This window comes from Streptomyces sp. OfavH-34-F, assembly GCF_022347745.1.
In the GTDB taxonomy this organism is placed as follows: Bacteria; Actinomycetota; Actinomycetes; order Streptomycetales; family Streptomycetaceae; genus Streptomyces.
This window is the reverse complement of sequence record NZ_JAKRGC010000139.1, coordinates 1-15,906: the sequence shown is the minus strand read 5'-3', so window position 1 is coordinate 15,906 and position 15,906 is coordinate 1. Positions and strand designations below refer to the sequence as shown.

Annotated in this window: 18 protein-coding genes, 1 tRNA gene and 2 pseudogenes; 14 read left to right on the top strand and 7 right to left on the bottom strand. The window is 72.0% G+C overall.

Going from position 1 to position 15,906, the window contains the following annotated elements; all coding sequences use genetic code 11:
• The 12 genes and pseudogenes from MHW47_RS20285 to MHW47_RS20230 all read left to right on the top strand — a co-directional run.
• Positions 1 to 248 (top strand): annotated as a pseudogene (locus MHW47_RS20285) (NADH-quinone oxidoreductase subunit C); the annotation flags it as partial.
• The gene (locus MHW47_RS20280; RefSeq protein ID WP_239225183.1) at positions 245 to 1,213 is read left to right on the top strand and encodes a complex I subunit 1 family protein; all 969 of its coding nucleotides are present in this window, start codon (positions 245 to 247) and stop codon (positions 1,211 to 1,213) included. The pseudogene MHW47_RS20285 and the gene MHW47_RS20280, both read left to right, overlap by 4 nt.
• A complete protein-coding gene (locus tag MHW47_RS20275) occupies positions 1,213 to 1,785 on the top strand; it encodes an NADH-quinone oxidoreductase subunit I (RefSeq protein ID WP_239225182.1) in 573 nt (190 codons plus the stop codon). The genes MHW47_RS20280 and MHW47_RS20275 overlap by 1 nt, the downstream gene beginning before the upstream one ends.
• Complete coding sequence (locus tag MHW47_RS20270; protein ID WP_239225181.1) at positions 1,782 to 2,393, top strand: NADH-quinone oxidoreductase subunit J; 612 nt, start codon at positions 1,782 to 1,784, stop codon at positions 2,391 to 2,393. The genes MHW47_RS20275 and MHW47_RS20270 overlap by 4 nt, the downstream gene beginning before the upstream one ends.
• On the top strand, positions 2,393 to 2,821 hold the full coding sequence (nuoK, locus tag MHW47_RS20265) for an NADH-quinone oxidoreductase subunit NuoK (RefSeq protein ID WP_239225180.1): 429 nt from the start codon (positions 2,393 to 2,395) through the stop codon (positions 2,819 to 2,821). Before MHW47_RS20270 ends, nuoK begins: the two co-directional genes overlap by 1 nt.
• Positions 2,818 to 4,818: an NADH-quinone oxidoreductase subunit L gene (locus tag MHW47_RS20260; protein WP_239225179.1), complete on the top strand. Its 2,001-nt coding sequence runs from the start codon at positions 2,818 to 2,820 to the stop codon at positions 4,816 to 4,818. The genes nuoK and MHW47_RS20260 overlap by 4 nt, the downstream gene beginning before the upstream one ends.
• Before the next feature lie 27 nt (positions 4,819 to 4,845).
• Entirely contained in the window at positions 4,846 to 6,396 is a 1,551-nt protein-coding gene (locus MHW47_RS20255; protein WP_239225184.1) for a NuoM family protein, read from the top strand.
• Positions 6,393 to 7,928, top strand: a complete 1,536-nt coding sequence (locus MHW47_RS20250) for an NADH-quinone oxidoreductase subunit N (RefSeq protein WP_239225178.1) — start codon at positions 6,393 to 6,395, stop codon at positions 7,926 to 7,928. Before MHW47_RS20255 ends, MHW47_RS20250 begins: the two co-directional genes overlap by 4 nt.
• Positions 7,929 to 8,044: 116 nt before the next feature.
• On the top strand, positions 8,045 to 8,506 hold the full coding sequence (gene mscL, locus MHW47_RS20245) for a large conductance mechanosensitive channel protein MscL (RefSeq protein WP_239225177.1): 462 nt from the start codon (positions 8,045 to 8,047) through the stop codon (positions 8,504 to 8,506).
• A gap of 196 nt (positions 8,507 to 8,702) precedes the next feature.
• A complete protein-coding gene (htpX, locus tag MHW47_RS20240; RefSeq protein WP_239225175.1) occupies positions 8,703 to 9,566 on the top strand; it encodes a zinc metalloprotease HtpX in 864 nt (287 codons plus the stop codon).
• Positions 9,563 to 9,955, top strand: coding sequence for a YccF domain-containing protein (locus MHW47_RS20235; RefSeq protein WP_239225174.1), 393 nt, complete (start codon positions 9,563 to 9,565; stop codon positions 9,953 to 9,955). The genes htpX and MHW47_RS20235 overlap by 4 nt, the downstream gene beginning before the upstream one ends.
• 81 nt (positions 9,956 to 10,036) lie before the next feature.
• Complete coding sequence (locus tag MHW47_RS20230) at positions 10,037 to 10,309, top strand: GlsB/YeaQ/YmgE family stress response membrane protein (protein ID WP_239225172.1); 273 nt, start codon at positions 10,037 to 10,039, stop codon at positions 10,307 to 10,309.
• Between the two features lie 2 nt (positions 10,310 to 10,311).
• On the opposite strand, the gene MHW47_RS20225 is transcribed toward MHW47_RS20230, so the two are convergent.
• The 4 genes from MHW47_RS20225 to MHW47_RS20210 form a co-directional block, all read right to left on the bottom strand.
• Positions 10,312 to 10,980 carry an alpha-ketoglutarate-dependent dioxygenase AlkB gene (locus MHW47_RS20225; RefSeq protein ID WP_239225170.1) on the bottom strand — a complete coding sequence of 223 codons (669 nt, stop codon included), beginning with the start codon at positions 10,978 to 10,980 and terminating at the stop codon, positions 10,312 to 10,314.
• Positions 10,980 to 11,540 carry a methylated-DNA--[protein]-cysteine S-methyltransferase gene (locus tag MHW47_RS20220; RefSeq protein ID WP_239225168.1) on the bottom strand — a complete coding sequence of 187 codons (561 nt, stop codon included), beginning with the start codon at positions 11,538 to 11,540 and terminating at the stop codon, positions 10,980 to 10,982. The genes MHW47_RS20225 and MHW47_RS20220 overlap by 1 nt, the downstream gene beginning before the upstream one ends.
• Complete coding sequence (locus MHW47_RS20215) at positions 11,537 to 12,265, bottom strand: hypothetical protein (RefSeq protein WP_239225167.1); 729 nt, start codon at positions 12,263 to 12,265, stop codon at positions 11,537 to 11,539. Before MHW47_RS20215 ends, MHW47_RS20220 begins: the two co-directional genes overlap by 4 nt.
• A 114-nt stretch (positions 12,266 to 12,379) precedes the next feature.
• On the bottom strand, positions 12,380 to 12,868 hold the full coding sequence (locus MHW47_RS20210; protein WP_239225166.1) for a YajQ family cyclic di-GMP-binding protein: 489 nt from the start codon (positions 12,866 to 12,868) through the stop codon (positions 12,380 to 12,382).
• Between the two features lie 217 nt (positions 12,869 to 13,085).
• Between MHW47_RS20210 and MHW47_RS20205 the strand changes: the two genes are divergently transcribed.
• A tRNA-Tyr gene (locus MHW47_RS20205) sits at positions 13,086 to 13,167 on the top strand.
• 311 nt (positions 13,168 to 13,478) lie between these two features.
• Here the strand turns inward: MHW47_RS20205 and MHW47_RS20200 are convergent.
• On the bottom strand, positions 13,479 to 14,102 hold the full coding sequence (locus MHW47_RS20200; protein ID WP_239225165.1) for a hypothetical protein: 624 nt from the start codon (positions 14,100 to 14,102) through the stop codon (positions 13,479 to 13,481).
• A 158-nt stretch (positions 14,103 to 14,260) separates the two neighbouring features.
• On the opposite strand from MHW47_RS20200, the gene MHW47_RS20195 reads away from it, so the two are divergent.
• Positions 14,261 to 14,938, top strand: a complete 678-nt coding sequence (locus tag MHW47_RS20195; RefSeq protein ID WP_239225164.1) for a hypothetical protein — start codon at positions 14,261 to 14,263, stop codon at positions 14,936 to 14,938.
• Positions 14,939 to 14,990: 52 nt separating this feature from the next.
• Here the strand turns inward: MHW47_RS20195 and MHW47_RS20190 are convergent, their stop codons facing one another.
• Both MHW47_RS20190 and MHW47_RS20185 read right to left on the bottom strand, forming a co-directional pair.
• A complete protein-coding gene (locus MHW47_RS20190; RefSeq protein ID WP_239225163.1) occupies positions 14,991 to 15,647 on the bottom strand; it encodes an SDR family oxidoreductase in 657 nt (218 codons plus the stop codon).
• Positions 15,648 to 15,681: 34 nt separating this feature from the next.
• Positions 15,682 to 15,906, bottom strand: a pseudogene (locus MHW47_RS20185) (hydrolase); the annotation flags it as partial.

The window sequence follows — 15,906 nt, the reverse complement described above, 5'->3', positions numbered from 1 at the left end:
CGGCGAGCCAGCAGCCCCCGCCGCCCGCCCCGACCCCGGCACCCGCTGCGGAACCGGCACCCGCTCCGGCCTCGGACGCGCCCTGGCACCACGCGCGCCCGGCGTTCGAGGACGCCCCGGACAAACCGGCCGCCGACAAGCCGACTTCCGACACCAAGCCGGCCCCCGACGCCGAACCGACCGCCGACAAACCGGCCCCCGCCGACAAGCCGGCTCCCGACGACACCCCCGGAGGCGATCAAGCGTGAACGACGCACTGGACGTCGCCCTCCGCCTCCTCATCGTCTTCGCCGCCTTCCTCGTCCTCCCCCTGGTCGTGGGCCAGACCGAGCACAAGGTGATGGCCCACATGCAGGGCCGCCTGGGCCCCATGTACGCCGGTGGCTTCCACGGCTGGGCGCAGCTCGTCGCGGACGGCGTGAAGTTCGCGCAGAAGGAGGACATCGTCCCGGCCGGCGCCGACCGCAGGGTCTTCCGCCTCGCCCCGGCCGTCGCCCTCCTCCCGTACCTGCTCGTGCTCGTCGCCATCCCCATCGCGCCGGGGGACGGCGCGGTCGGCCAGGTCCTGGACGCCGGCATCTTCTTCGTGCTCGCCGTCATGGGCATCGGCGTACTCGGCTCCCTGATGGCCGGCTGGGCGTCCGCCAACAAGTTCTCGCTGCTCGGCGGCCTCCGTACCGCCGCGCAGCTCCTCGCGTACGAGCTGCCGATGCTGCTCGCCGCCGCCTCGGTCGCGATGGCGGCCGGCACGGTGTCGCTGCCCGGCATCCTGGACGCGTTCGAGTGGTGGTGGCTGCCCTGGCAGATCACCGGCGCCCTGGTCTTCTTCGTGGCGGGGCTCGCCGAACTCCAGCGGCCCCCGTTCGACATGCCCGTCGCCGACTCCGAGATCATCTTCGGCGCGTACACCGAGTACACCGGCCTCCGCTTCGCCCTGTTCCTGCTCGCCGAGTACGCGGGCATCGTCGTGCTGTGCGGCCTGACCACCGTGCTGTTCCTCGGCGGCTGGCACGGCCCCCTGGGCGAGGACGGCCTCGGCTGGTTCTGGACCCTGCTCAAGACGGCCGTCCTCGCGTTCGTCGTGATCTGGCTGCGGGTCACCTACCCGCGCCTGCGCGAGGACCAGCTCCAGAAGCTCGCCTGGACGACCCTCATCCCGCTCGCTCTCGCGCAGATCGCGCTCACCGGCATCGTGAAGGTGGCGATCAACTAGTGCCCCCGATCCCCGGCTCAGGTCTGGCCAAGGGCCTCGCCGTCACCCTGCGGACGATGACGAAGAAGACCGTCACCGCCCAGTACCCCGACGTTCAGCCCGAACTACCGCCCCGCTCCCGGGGCGTCATCGCGCTGTTCGAGGAGAACTGCACGGTCTGCATGCTGTGCGCCCGCGAGTGCCCGGACTGGTGCATCTACATCGACTCCCACAAGGAGACGATGCCCCCCGCCGCGCCCGGCGGACGGGAACGCAGCCGCAACGTGCTGGACCGCTTCGCGATCGACTTCTCGCTCTGCATGTACTGCGGCATCTGCATCGAGGTCTGCCCCTTCGACGCGCTGTTCTGGTCGCCGGAGTTCGAGTACGCCGAAACGGACATCCTCGACCTCACCCACGAGCGCGACAAGCTGCGCGAGTGGATGTGGACGGTGCCCGAACCGCCCGCGCTCGACGAGCGCGCGGAGGAACCCAAGGAGATCGCCGCCGCCCGCAAGACGGCGGACAAGCTCCGCGCCCAGCGGGAGCAGGAAGCGGCGCGGGACGACGCCGCAGAGGGAGGCACGGCATGACCCCCGCCCTCGCCGCCGCCCCCGCGGCCCCCGGCTTCCTCTCCCCGACCGGCGTCGAGATCGCCTTCGTCCTCGTCGGCATCGCCACCCTCGGCGCGGCCCTCGTGACCGTCACGACCCGCCAGCTGGTGCACGCCGCCCTCTGGCTGATCGTGGCGCTCGGCGGCCTCGCCGTCGAGTACCTCCTGCTCACGGCGGAGTTCATCGCCTGGGTGCAGGTCCTGATCTACGTCGGCTCCGTCGTCGTCCTCCTCCTGTTCGGGCTGATGCTCACCCGCGCCCCCATCGGCCGCTCCCCGGACGCCGACTCCGAGAACCGCTGGGCCGCCCTCGTGGTCGCCCTCGCCTCCGCCGGCACCCTGGTCTGGGTCGTCGTCGACGCCTTCCGCACCACCTGGATCGAGCTGGACGGGCCCGCCCAGGGCTCCACGAAGGCCACCGGCACCTTCCTCTTCCGGCACTGGGTGCTCCCCTTCGAGGCGCTGTCCGTCCTGCTGCTCGCCGCCCTGGTCGGCGCGATCGTCCTCTCCCGCAAGGGCCGGGCCGACGCGCGCGCACCCCGGCCCCCCGCGAACACCGCCACCGCGCCCCGGGAGGACACGCGCTGATGCACCTCGCCTATCCCGCCGTGCTCTCCGCCCTCCTCTTCTGCACCGGGCTGTACGGCGTCCTCGCCCGCCGCAACGCGATCCTCGTCCTGATGTCCGTCGAGCTGATGCTCAACGCCGTCAACCTCAACCTCGTCGCGTTCGACGTCTGGCTGCGCGACACCCTGCACTCCGGCCAGGCCCTCACCCTGTTCACCATCGCCATCGCGGCGGCGGAGATCGGCATCGGCCTGGCGATCGTCCTCGCCGTGTACCGCAACCGCGGCACCTCCGACATCGACCGCCTCCGCGACACCGCCGAGACCGACGCGGCCGAGACCGTCCCGGCCGGCGACGACGAGGACGACGACCCCGAGAGCGCCGCCCGCACCGAAGACCAGGCCACTGCTGCGGCAGGGAAGGCAAAGAAGGCAGAGGCCACCGCGTGACCACCACGACCCTCGCCGTCCTCGTCCCCCTCCTCCCGTTCCTCGGCGCCGCCGCCGGACTGCTCCTCGGCCGCACCGCCCCCGGCTACGTCCGGCCGCTCGCCGTGCTGCCCGCCCTCGCCTCCCTGGTCCTCGCCGCCGTCGTCGCCGCACGCCAGGGCGGCGGCCGGGCCGTCGACGCGGCGACCCAGCTCACCCCCACCGGCTCCGTCCCCATCGAGCTGGCCCTGCACCTCGACGGCTTCGCCGTCCTCGTCGCCGTGCTGGTCGCCCTGGTCGCGAGCTGCGTGCAGATCTACTCCACCGCCTACCTGCGCGACGACCCCCGCTACCCCTCGTACGCGGCGCTGGTCTCCCTCTTCACCTCCGCGATGCTGCTCGTCGTCTACTCCGGCGACCTGATGGTGCTCCTGGTCGGCTGGGAGATCATGGGCATCTGCTCGTACTTCCTCGTCGGCCACTACTGGGAGACGCCCGAGGCGCGCGCCGCCTCCCTCAAGGCGTTCCTCGTCACCAAGCTGGGCGACGTCCCCTTCCTCATCGGCCTGTTCGCGCTCGCCGCCGACACCGGCTCCTTCCGCATCACCCGCATCCTGGGCGCCGTCGCCCACGGCGGCCTCGACCACCCCACCGTCATCGCGCTGCTCCTGCTGGCCGGGGTCGCGGGCAAGTCCGCGCAGTTCCCGCTGCACACCTGGCTGCCCGACGCCATGGCCGGCCCCACCCCCGTCTCGGCGCTGATCCACGCGGCGACGATGGTCGCCGCCGGCATCTACTTCGTGGCCCGGCTCCTCCCCGTCTTCGCCGCGTCCGGCGCGGCGCTCGTCGTCCTCGCCGTGATGGCCGCCGTCACGATGATTGGCTCCGGGCTCGCCGCGCTCGCCCAGGACGACATCAAGCGCGTCCTCGCCTACTCGACCATCGGCCAGCTCGGCTACATGTCCGGCGCCCTGGCCGTCGGCGACCGGGGCGCGGCCGTCTTCCACCTCGTCTCGCACGGTGCGTTCAAGGCCGTCCTCTTCCTCGCGGCCGGCGTCGTCATCCACGCCGCCGGCACCAACTCACTGGCCGCCATGTCCCGGATGCGCGGCCTCGCCGGCCGCATCCCGGACGCCTACTGGACGATGACCGTCGCCCTGCTCGCGCTGGCCGCCATCCCGCCGTTCGCCGGCTTCTTCTCCAAGGAAGCCGTCCTCGTCGCCGCCGAACACACCGCGCTCGGCGACCGGCACGTCGCCCCCGCCGCCGCCGGCTGGACCGTCCTGTCCGCCGGACTGCTCGCCGCCGTGCTCACCGGCGCCTACGCCATCCGGCTCTGGCTCCTCGCCTTCCGGGGCCGCGGCGTCGAAGCCCCCGACCACGGCAAGCAGCCCGCCGCCATGTCCGCCGTCCTGTGGGTGCTGGCCGTCCCGACCCTCGGCCTCGGGCTGACCGCGGGCGTCCTCGGCGACTGGTTCGACGGCCACGCCCTCACCCCCTCGCTGACCACGGCCGTCCTGTCCACCGGCCTCGGCCTCGTCGGCGGACTGGTCACCTACGGGGCCTGGCGCCACACCACCGCGCTCGCCGCCCGCGTCCCCCTGGGCGCCGTCGTCGCCCACCCCGACGCCGAACCCGCCCTGGTCGAGATCGAGGCCATCGAGGCCCGCACCGCCGCCTACGGCCCGGCCGGGGACGCACCCGACCCCGCCGACCCCGGCCGCCTGCTCCTCGGCCCGCTCCACCGCCACGCGGCCACCGGCTTCCACCTGGACGCCCTCTACGCGGCGCTGTTCGTCCGCCCCGTCCGAGCGGCGGCACGCCTCGTCCGCTTCCTGGACCGCGAGGTCGTCGAGACCTACGTACGCGGCTCCGCCACCGGCGCACGGTGGCTCGGCACGGCAGTCCGCCGCGCCCAGACCGGCAACGTGCAGACCTACCTCAGCGCCCTGCTGGCCGGTTCCCTGGTCCTGGCGGTCGCCGCCGTCGTCTACGCCAACGTCAACGCGGGGTCCTGAGCCGTGATCGATATCAGCCCGTCCGTGATGCAGTTCCTTCTGGCGTTCACCGTCGCCGGACCGCTCATCGGCGCTGTCGCCGCCCTGCTCCCCGCCCCGCCCGGCCTCAAGGGCCGCGACCCCGAACAGGCCGTGCTCCGCCACGGCGTGACCGTCACCGGGGTCATCCTGCTGGCCACCCTGGCGCTGGCCGCCGGCTTCGACCACGACCACCCGTCGAAGATGCAGGCCACCACCGACATCAGCTGGATCCCGGCGCTGGACGTACGCATCCACCTCGGCATCGACGGCATCTCGCTCCCCCTGCTCGTCCTGACCGCGCTGCTGACCTTCCTCTGCGCGCTCTACAGCTACTTCAAGCTGCCCGAAGGCCCCTCCGCGAAGGCGTTCGTCGCCCTGCTCCTCTTCCTGGAGTCCGGCACCCTCGCCACCTTCGCCGTCCTCGACCTGATCCTGTTCTTCCTGGCGTTCGAGATGGTGCTCATCCCGATGTACTTCCTCATCGCCCGCTGGGGCGGTGCGCGGAGGCAGGCCGCCGCCTGGAAATTCATCCTCTACACACTGCTCGGCTCGGTCGTCATGCTGCTGGGCCTGCTCCTCATCGGACTGAAGAGCGGCACCTTCGACATGGTGGCACTCGCCACTGACAACGGCCGCGGCCTCACCTCGTCCGTGCAGGTCACCGCCGTGCTGGCGATCGGGCTCGGTCTCGCCGTGAAGACCCCGATGTGGCCGCTGCACAGCTGGCTGCCCGACGCCCACACCGCCGCCCCCACCGTGGGCTCCGTCCTCCTCGCGGGCGTCCTGCTCAAGATGGGCACGTACGGGTTCGTCCGCATCCTGCTCCCGGTCGCCCCGGACGGCATGCACACCTTCGCCCCGTACCTCGCCGCGTTCGCCGCCGCCGGCATCGTCTACGGCTCGCTCGCCTGCCTGGCGCTCGCCCGGCCCGGCGCCAAGGGCGACCTCAAGCGGCTCATCGCGTACTCCTCCGTCGGCCACATGGGCTTCGTCCTCCTCGGCATCGCGAGCATGACCCCCACCGGCGTCAACGGCGCACTCTTCGCCAACATCGCCCACGGGCTCATCACCGGCCTGCTGTTCTTCCTGGTCGGCGCGATCAAGGACCGGTACGGCACCGCCGACCTGGACACCCTCGCCGGAGCCACCGGCGCCGCCCTCTACGGCCGCGCGCCCCGCCTCGGCGGCCTCCTCGCGTTCGCCGCGATCGCCTCGCTCGGCCTGCCCGGACTCGCCGGGTTCTGGGGCGAGATGCTCGCCATGTTCGGCGCGTTCGACCCGGCCGACGGGCTCAGCCGGCCCGCCTTCCTCACCTTCATGTCCGTCGCCGCCTTCGGCACCCTGCTCACCGCCGCGTACCTGCTCATCGTCGTCCGCCGCGTCTGCATGGGCGCGACCGGCGGCGAACCGCGGCAGATCGCCGACGTACAGAGCTACGAATTCGCCGCCTGGACCCCCCTCGCGGCCCTCACCGTCCTCGCCGGCCTGTGGCCCGCCGTCCTCCTCGGCCTCACCGACCCGGCCGTGCAGAAGCTCCTCGCGGGAGGCAAGTCGTGATCGTGGCAGCCGCAAGCACAGCCGGGGCGGCCGGCCTCGTCCAGTCCGTCGACTGGCTCGCCATCGCGCCCCCCGTCACCGCCGCGGCCGTCGCCCTCGCCGTCCTGGTCGCCGACCTCTTCGTGCCCCGGGAACGCAAACCGCTCCTGGGCTACGGGGCCGTCGCCGGACTAGTCGCCGCGCTCGCCCTCCTCCTCCCGCTCCACGAGGGCGACCGCTCCACCTTCTGCCTCACCACCGGCAGCCGCGCCTGCAGCTACACCGCCGACCACTTCACGCTGGTCATCCAGGCCCTCGTGCTCGGCGGCGCCCTGCTCACCGCCCTGCTCTCCCTCGGCGACACCCGCAAGCTCCCGGCCGGCGAGTTCTGGTTCCTGCTGCTGTCGTCCGCCGCCGGAGCCGCGCTGCTGCCCGCCGCACGCGACCTCGCCACCCTGGTCATCGCCCTCGAAGTCGCCTCGCTGCCCGCCTTCGCCCTCGTCGGCATCAAGCGCGGCGACCGGCGCTCCTCCGAGGCCGCGCTCAAGTTCTTCCTCTCCTCCGTGACCGCCACCGCCGTGATGCTCCTCGGCGTCAGCTTCGTGTACGCGGCCACCGGCACCCTGCACCTCACCGAACTGGCAGGCCGCCTCGACCACGTGGACGGGCGGCTGTCCACCCTCGCCGGGGCGGGCGTCGCCCTGACCCTCGTCGGCTTCGCCTTCAAGACGGCCGCCGCGCCCTTCCACTTCTGGGTGCCCGACACCTACGTCGGCGCCCCGCTCCCCATCGCCGCCTACCTCTCGGTCGTCGGCAAGGCGGTCGGCTTCACCGGGCTCATCCTCGTCACCGTGATCGCCTTCCCGGCCTACGCGGACGTGTGGGGCCCGGCCCTCGCCGTCCTGGCCGCGCTCACGATGACCCTCGCCAACGTCGCCGCGCTCCGCCAGAGCGCCACCCGCGCGCGGGGCGCCGTACGCCTGCTCGCCTGGTCCTCCGTCGCCCAGGCCGGATACCTCCTCGTCCCCATCGCAGCCGCCGCGTACGCCGGGGAACACACGATCGGTTCCACCGTCGCGTACGCCCTGATGTACGCCGTCGTGAACCTCGGCGCGTTCGCGGTGGCCGCCCTGGTCGCCCGTACCCGCCCCGGCAACCGCATCGACGACTACCGCGGCCTGTACGCCACCCGCCCCCTGGCCGCCCTCGCGCTCGCCTTTTTCCTGCTCTGCCTGGCCGGACTGCCGCCGGGCATCATCGGCCTGTTCGCCAAGGTCACGGTCTTCTCCGCCGCCGTGGACGCCGGACTGGGCTGGCTCGCCGTCGTGATGGCCGTCAACGTCGTGATCGCCCTCTACTACTACCTGCGCTGGACCGCGATCCTCTTCCGCGCGCCGTCCGCCGACGACGGGGCCCCGGAGGCCGCGCCCGCCGCACGGCACGCCGTTCCCGCCCCGCTCACCGCCGCGATCGTCCTCACGGCGGCCGGGGGAGTGGTCCTGTCCGGCGCCCCCCAGGCGGTCCTCAGGTTCGCCGCCGTCACCCTCTTCTGACGCCGCGCACCGTTCCTAAAGTCACAAGATCGGTTTGCCCCGAGCCGCCCTCACAGGGCAGGGTCGGGGCCGCGCGACGCGCACGGACGTCGCACCACCACAGAGGAGCCAGAGCAGTGCTGAGCGGGTTCAAGGACTTCATCCTGCGCGGAAACGTCATCTCGATGGCGGTCGGTCTCGCCGTGGGAGCCGCGTTCACCGCGGTCGTCACCGGATTCAGCAACGGCTTCATCGTGCCGCTCATCGGCATCATCACCCGCGGCACCGGCGACTTCAGCAAGGCCCACTTCAAGGTGGACGGCGTCGACTTCCCCTACGGCCTCTTCGTCAGCGCCGCGATCGCCTTCCTCATCACCGCCGCCGTCCTCTACTTCTGCGTCGTCGTGCCCATGGCCAAGGTGCAGGACCGCTTCACCAAGAAGGAGGAGGAGGCGGTCGACATCAAGGCCGCCCTGCGCGACTGCCCCCGCTGCTTCACCGCGATCCCGGCCGTCGCCTCCCGCTGCGCCCACTGCACCAGCGAGGTCGAGCCCGACCCCGAGGCCCTGGCGCTCGCCAAGCTCCCCGCCCAGCGCTGAGCCCCCCCCGCACGCACCCACCCGTACGGCCCAGAGCCCGCCCCGCGCGTACAGCCGGGCCGCTCCGGGCCGTACGGCCGTCCGCACCAGGGAACTAGCACCCCTCGCCTGGCGTTGACCCGTACGGGAGGCTCCACTGGAGAGCGGAGCCGCACCGAGCAAGGGTTCCCCTGCTGCACGATTTGGAGGGCGTACCGTGCACCGCCGGCACAACGGGCTGAGAACCGCCGTACTCCTCGGGGGTCTGTCCGCACTCATCATCGTCATCGGCAGCTTCTTCGGACGCACGGGCCTGATCGTCGCCCTCGTGGTCGCGATCGGCACCAACGCCTACGCGTACTGGAACAGCGACAAGCTGGCGCTGCGGGCCATGCGCGCCCGCCCGGTGAGCGAGTTCGAGGCGCCCCAGCTCTACCGCATCGTCCGCGAGCTGTCCACGTCGGCGCGCCAGCCCATGCCCCGCCTCTACATCTCCCCGACCCAGGCCCCCAACGCCTTCGCCACCGGCCGCAACCCGCGCAACGCGGCGGTCTGCTGCACGGAGGGCATCCTCCGGCTGCTGGACGAACGGGAGCTGCGCGGCGTCCTCGGCCACGAGCTGAGCCACGTCTACAACCGCGACATCCTGATCTCCTCCGTCGCCGGAGCGCTGGCCTCCGTCGTCATGTTCCTGGTCAACTTCGCCTGGCTGATCCCGGTCGGCCGCTCCAACGACGACGAGGGCCCCGGCCTCCTCGGCATGCTCCTGATCATGATCCTGGGCCCGCTCGCCGCCTCCGTCATCCAGCTCGCCGTCAGCCGCTCCCGCGAGTACGAGGCGGACGCCTCGGGCGCCCGGCTGACCGGCGACCCCCTGGCCCTGGCCGGCGCCCTGCGGAAGCTGGAGACCGGCACACAGCAGCTGCCGCTGCCCCCGGAGCCCAGGATCGAGACCGCGAGCCACATGATGATCGCCAACCCGTTCCGCGCGGGCCGGGGCATGTCCAAGTTGTTCTCGACCCATCCGCCGATGGCGGAGCGCATCGCCCGACTCGAGCAGATGGCAGGTCCCCGCCCGTGAAAACCATTCTCAACATCATCTGGCTGGTCCTCTGCGGATTCTGGATGTTCCTCGGCTACCTGCTCGCGGGACTCCTCCTCTGCATCACGATCATCGGCATCCCCTTCGGCCTCGCCGCCTTCCGGATCGGCCTCTACGCCCTCTGGCCCTTCGGCCACCGCGTCGTCGACCGCCGGGACGCGGGCGCGCCGTCCTGCGTCGGCAACGTCCTCTGGCTGATCCTCGCCGGCTGGTGGCTCGCCCTCGGCCACATCACCACCGGCATCGCCCTGTGCCTCACGATCATCGGCATCCCGCTGGGCATCGCCAACTTCAAGCTGATCCCGGTGTCCCTGATGCCCTTCGGCAAGGAGATCGTCCGCACCGACCAGCAGTTCGCCGGCTGGTAACCGCCCCCCCCCGCCGGGCAACCGCCCGCCCCTCACCCGCGTCCTGGATAGCAGGACAGAGGGACGGGTAGGTTCGCACGCATGACCATTATCGGCTGGATCATTCTCGGGCTCGTCGCGGGCGTCATCGCCAAGATCCTGCTGCCGGGACGCGATCCCGGCGGCCTGGTCGGGACGACCCTCATAGGGATCGTCGGCGCGTTCCTCGGCGGCTGGATATCCGCCCGCTTCCTGGACCGCGAGATCACCAAGGACTTCTTCGACCCGGCCACCTGGGTCGCGGCCATCGGCGGCTCCCTGGTCCTGCTGATCGCCTACCGGCTCCTCTTCGGCAACTCCCGCGAACGCCGCTGAGGTCAGCCCCGCAGCCCCGTCTCACGCAACGTCACATTGAGCCGGCCGCCGCTCATCCCCGTACCGGGCGGAGCGGTGCCGGGCCGGACGGACGGCACCCCGTGGAACGCCCGCCGCGCGGGCCCGCCGAACACGAACAGATCCCCGGACAGCAGCTCCACATCGGTCCACGGCCTGCCCCGGCCCCCGGAGTTGCCGAACCGGAAGACACAGCCGTCGCCGATGCTGAGGGACACGACCGGCGCCCCGGACGCCTCCTCGTTGTCCTGATGCATGCCCATGCGGGCGGCCCCGTCGTAGAAGTTGACCAGCGCCGCGTCCGGCGCGTACGCCTCCGCACCACTGCCCCCGGCCTCCGCCCCGTACGCCTCCGCCACCGCCGCGCGGCCCAGATCGGCCAGCCAGGCGGGGAAGGGCAGCACCCGCGCGCCGTTCACGTCGTCGGCCGTGCGCGAGTACCGGTACGGCTGCCAGTGCCACCCCAGGCACACCGTGCGCACCGACATCACCCCGCCGCCCGGCAACGCCGTGTGCCGCAGCGGTACGGGCCCCAGCGCCCACTCCCGGCACGCCGCCACCAGCCGCCGCTGCTCCTCGGGCGACAGCCAGTCCGGCACGTGCACCGCGCCCGGCGCGACGACCGTACGCGGCCGCGGGAACAGCCCCTCCATCAGCGCGCGGCGAGCGGGGTGCGCGTGGTGCGGGCGGTGCGCGTGGCGAGCGCGGCGAGTGCCCCTTCGAGCCCCAGCAGCCGCTCCTTGCGCTCCAGCCCGCCCGCGTACCCGCGCAGCGCGCCGTCCGCACCGATCACCCGGTGACAGGGCCGCACCACCAGCAGCGGATTGCGGCCGATCGCCGTGCCGACGGCCCGCACCCCGGCGCCGCTCGCACCGACCCGCTCCGCGATCTGCCCGTACGACACCGTCTCGCCGTACGGCACGGCCTCCACGGCGGCCCACACACGCCGCTGGAACTCCGTACCGCGCCCCTCCGCATACACCAGCTCGAACCGGGTCCGGCGCCCCTCGAAGTACTCCCGCAGCTGCGCCGCCGCCCCGCTGAACGCCGCGGGCGCGTGCGTCCAGCCCTCCTGGCGGACCGCGCCGCCCTTCTGACCGGGCAGGGAGAGCGAGACGAGCGCCGCCTGCTCCGTCCGCCCCGCCTCCGGCTGCCGCTCGCCGACCAGCAGCAGCTCGCCCAACGGGCTGTCGACCGTCGCGTACAGGGTCATGACCGGGCCTCTTCTCCATCCGTACGACCGGCCGAACCACCGGCCGCCACGGTCCAGTCTGCTGCGCCCGCACCCCCACGACCGGCGGTATTCGGACATGCAGCCCGGGGGGAGCAGGCCGCGATCCGCTCGGCGAGCCGCTCGTACCCCACGGGCTCGCCGCACAGCCGGCGTACGGAGGCCAGGCCCAGGCTGCCCTGCCCGGTGGCCTCCACGAGGGCCCGGGAAGCGACGTGAAAGGCCCACTGACCGATGTCCAGCGGGTCGTAATCGGCATGGGTGAGCGCGGTGTGCAGGGCGAAGACGTAGACGTCCGCGTTGTAGGACTGCTCCGGCGCGGTGCCGCCCTCGGGGGTCCAGGTGCGGGCGTTCAGCCGGGAGAAGCGGATCTCCGACAGCCGCCGCTGCCCCCAGGCCTGGAGGTACGCGCTCGTCTTGACCTCGATCCTGACCCCGCCCGGGGCCAGCACGTCGAAGCTCTCCCACTCGACGTTGCGGGCGGTGGCGCCGACCGCCCGGTGCACCAGGAACTCCGCGAGCAGGCCCCGGGTGGTGTTGGTCCGCAGATCGGGCATCGCGTACCGCCAGAAGTCCAGCACCGTCCCGGCATCGCTGCCGCGGAACACCTCACCGCCGCCGAACGGGACCGGCGGGGAGGGGATGAGCCAGGCGTCGGGGCCGGCGGACGCGGGGGGTTCGGTGGCCCCGGAGGTCTCGAAGGACATCCCCCCACCCTGGCACGGCCGCCGACCGGGAGGACCGGACCGGGGCGCGAGGCCGTGATCCCGGCCTCGCGCCCCGCCCCACCCGCCCCGCCGGCCGACGACCGACCCGGCCGACTACCGGTAGTTCACGAACTGGATGTCGAAGTCGAAGTCCTGCCCCTTGAGGAGCGCCTGCACGGCCTGGAGGTCGTCCCGGCTCTTCGAGGTGACCCGCAGCTCGTCGCCCTGGACCTGGGCCTTGACGCCCTTCGGGCCCTCGTCGCGGATGATCTTCGCGACCTTCTTGGCGTTCTCCTGCGTGATGCCCTCCTGGATGGAGGCGAACAGCTTGTACTCCTTGCCGGACAGCTGCGGCTCACCGGCGTCCAGCGACTTCAGCGAGATCCCGCGCTTGATCAGCTTGGACTGGAAGATGTCGAGGATCGCCTTGACCCGCTCCTCGCCATTCGCCTGCATCAGGATCTTCTCGCCGGACCAGGCGATCGAGGCGTCCGTGCCCTTGAAGTCGTAGCGGGTGGAGATCTCCTTGGCGGCCTGGTTGAGGGCGTTGTCGACCTCCTGCCGCTCGACCTTCGAGACGATGTCGAAACTGGAGTCGGCCATGACGTGTGGCTCCTTGGATCGGGGGTGCTTGGGAAAGGACGTGCCTGGCGCGACGGGCCGCGAACCCCGCGAGCCCCGCCACCGGCCAAGCCTAGCCACCCCCGCCCCCGAGGACCGCCGAAGAATCCGGTGGCGAAGCACCCCCGGTCATCAGGTATTGTTTACGTCGTTGCCAGAGAGCACCGCAGCAAAGCGGGACTCGAAGGCGGCATCCCTTGGCGGTGTGCCCGAGTGGCCAAAGGGAGCAGACTGTAAATCTGCCGGCTCAGCCTACCCAGGTTCGAACCCTGGCGCCGCCACTGGAAGTGAGACCCCTTCCGACCTGCTGTTACAGCAGATCGGAAGGGGTTTTCTCGTTCCCGCGACGGAAGCGCGCCAGCCGCCCGAAACACCCCCGTGTCCCACCCGATCCCACCCGAACCCCAGCTCCAACCAGGGCACGTCCCCCAGACGTCCCCCGGGGGACGTCGGCCTACCCGGGTTCGTTCCACTCCCGCAACCGAGGGATCGAAGCGGCTCGAAGATCTCGGATCGCGCCGAGATGAAGCCTGGCAAGTCCCAGATGCAAAAGTTCCACCATCTGGGCAACTTGCTGCTGACCGACATCGAGCTAGCCGTCGAACCAGACGACCAGGCGTACCCCTTCGTCACCGTGAAGGCTCGCCAGCGTGCGCATGACCGTCCGGACGGCGCCCCATTCGCTGTCGGGTACGGCATCCTTCCGTCGCAGCCGGCCGACGCGGAAGAGCCGATCGCCGTCCGGCCACTCGGTGCCCTCGGGGTACATGCCGCCCGCGCTGTAGAGCCGCCGCGAATCGGTCAGGCCGGAGAGTTCGGCGAAGCGCGTGAGGTCGGTGTTTCGGCCGTGCATCCTCCAGCCGCCATCGGAGGCCCGGCGGTACTCGTGTACGCAGCCGTCGACCTCGTTCGCGACCTCGTCCCAGTCGGCGGCAGCCAGCTCTGCCCAGGTGATCCAGGACGCGCCGTGCAGTTCGTCGCTCCAGGGCTCGAACTCGGCGCGGGCCTCCTTCGACACGTCGTGGGGGAGGCCGCGGTGATCCGCTAGTGGGCGGAACGAGCTGGTGTCGCGAACGCCGAACAGGGAGCCGAAGGCGACGTAGTCGCGCCCGTTGTACAAGTGCACGAGGTCGATGGCCCCGAACCACGTGCGATCGCCCTCGTCCAGCCAGCGATCCCAACGGCACTCGATGAAACCGTGAATGTCTGTCCCCATGCCCGGCATTGTTCTCGGGTGGCACGAGGCGAACGACGGATTTTCAGGTTCTCCGAGCTGAACGTGCCGCTCCGCAGACCACGTTTCCCTCAGCAGAGCGGAAGGGGTTTTCTCGTGCGCCCGGAAGGAGCGAGGTGGGAGGTTGCAGACTGGTGCGTGTGGATGACCAGTTGGTGGAAAACGCGTATCTCGGTTGGAGGACGTCGCTCGAGACGTTGCTCGGCGATGCCCCTTCGCTGGCCCGGTGGCAGGAGCGGCGGTACCGGTTCGCGCATCGGGTGGGGGCGCTGCTCACCGAAGCGCAAGGGGACGGGGCCGCGGTGGCCGGGGCCGTGCTGTACGGGGTCTATCTCTCAGGCGTCGGGCTTTCCTACGTGGGGCAGACGCAGAAGGCCGGGCGACGGTTGAGGGATCTTCCGGTGGGGGAGAGCCACCACCTGGCCAACACGGTGCCGCCCGAGCTGTGGGAGAGGGTCGTGGTGTTGCGCTGGCCGCTGCTGCTCCCCGAGGCGCCCGAGGGCGACCGGGCCAAGGTTGAAAAGGCCGGACATCAGACGTGCGGGCTTGCCCTGGAACACGCGTTGCAGGACGAGACCGCACCGCCCCTGAACAGCCGTCGGCGGGACAAGGACGGTGCCTGGCGGCCGCGGATCGTCACCGGGAGCCAGTCGCGAGGCGCGATGCTGGCACAGGCCATCCCCGACCTGAAGGAGCTGGCCCTCTCGAAGTGGCGCGAACTCGAACAGGTGAAGCCATCGACGGGATCGCTGGTCGAGGTCACCGAGTTCGGCCGGGTGGTCTTCCCCTCTGCGCTGCACGGGACACCTGAGAGCTGAGGCCACCCGCCGGGCCGCCCCGCCCGCACAGGTCGGCCCCACGGATCACGGATCAGTTGCCCGCGATGTCCTTCACCGCGACCGCCAGCGGCACCGTGCCTCCGATCAGTTCCAGGGTGAGGCCCGCCGTGGCCGGGGTGTCCAGGAGTTCCACGAGGGTCGCCGCCACGTCGTCGCGGGGGACGGGGCCGCGGCCCGTCTTCGCGGCGAGCAGGACCTGGCCGGTGCCGGCGTCGTTGGTGAGCATGCCGGGGCGCAGGATCGTCCAGTCCAGACCGGACCTCGCCCGGACGTCCGCGTCCGCCGCGCCCTTCGCCCGCAGGTACACGTCGAACACCTCGTCCCCGGCGTGCTCCGGGTCGGCGCCCATGGAGGAGACCACGAGGTAGCGGCGCACCCCCGCCCGCTCCGCCGCGTCGGCGAACAGGACGGCGGCGCCCCGGTCCACCGTGTCCTTGCGGGCCGTACCGCTGTCCGGACCCGCGCCGGCCGCGAAGACCACCGCGTCGGCGCCGCGCAGCACCTCCGCGACCTCCTCGACCGAGGCCGACTCCAGGTCCAGCACCACCGGTTCGGCGCCCGCGTCCCGGAGGTCGCCCCGCTGATCGGGGTTGCGGATGACGCCGACCGCCTCGTCCCCGCGCGCAGCGAGCAGCCGCTCCAGCCGCAGCGCGATCTGACCATGTCCACCTGCGATGACAATGCGCATGCGATCGACGGTACGCCGGAGCGCGCCCCCGCGCTCACGCCCCGCCGGTGGATTCCGGCCGTCCCTGGCGCGGCAGCCCGGGGCCGTGCCCGCCCGGCGGGTCGCCGTACTCGCGCACCGCGCTGGTCCGGGCCACCACCCGCCCCCGGTGCACCACGATCCGGCTGTACGCCTGCGAGAGCGCGCCCGCGACGCCGTCCCCGCGTACGGCGAGGAGCTCGGCCGGGAAGCCCGCCTCGACCCGGACCTCGGGGAGCCC